The following is a 588-nucleotide window of genomic DNA, read 5'->3' as shown; positions in this document are numbered from 1 at the left end:
CTTTCTTACTTTCTTCTCTCCATAGCCTTTTGCGCCTATGGAAATGCTTTTTTTGATTGTTGTTAAATGTTTCACTTTCCAAGCGTTCAACTAACACACCTTTGCAGGCATACTTCGTTTAGTACTTTTCTGAGTTAAACAGCTAACAACGTCTCTATTGTTGTTTGCTCTTCTTTTTTAACTTCTTCCAATATGTCAAAGAACTTTTCTATCCCCAGGATTCTTTCGATTCCTTATTTCTGTAGCTTTTGTATTAACTACGGGTGATGGTGGAGAATAACGGAGTCGAACCGTTGACCTCCTGCGTGCAAGGCAGGCGCTCTAGCCAGCTGAGCTAATCCCCCTTAGAAATTCTAGTAGTAGTCCCGAGCAGATTTGAACTGCTGACCCCTACATTATCAGTGTAGTGCTCTAACCAACTGAGCTACGGGACTAAATTCACTGTTGGTTAAGGCATGTTGAGGTTGCTCTACATAATCCTATCCTCTAGTCTATCACCTTTACTTCAGTATGGAACACTCTTGATGTTTCATTCTATGGGTTTTTCTTTTTGAGATTATTTGTCATTTTATATCATTTTAACGCAGC

2 tRNA genes are annotated in these 588 nt (G+C 39.6%); both read right to left on the bottom strand.

The features are described from left to right. Positions 1 to 267: 267 nt before the first annotated feature. Positions 268 to 344 (bottom strand) — tRNA-Ala (locus IEW69_RS16845). 16 nt (positions 345 to 360) lie between these two features. After that, positions 361 to 434, bottom strand: a tRNA-Ile gene (locus IEW69_RS16840). Positions 435 to 588: the final 154 nt, after the last annotated feature.

This window comes from Pedobacter quisquiliarum, from assembly GCF_014642175.1.
GTDB lineage: Bacteria > Bacteroidota > Bacteroidia > Sphingobacteriales > Sphingobacteriaceae > Pedobacter > Pedobacter quisquiliarum.
Note: the sequence above shows the minus strand (reverse complement) of the source record. Positions and strands in the feature narration are given on the sequence as shown.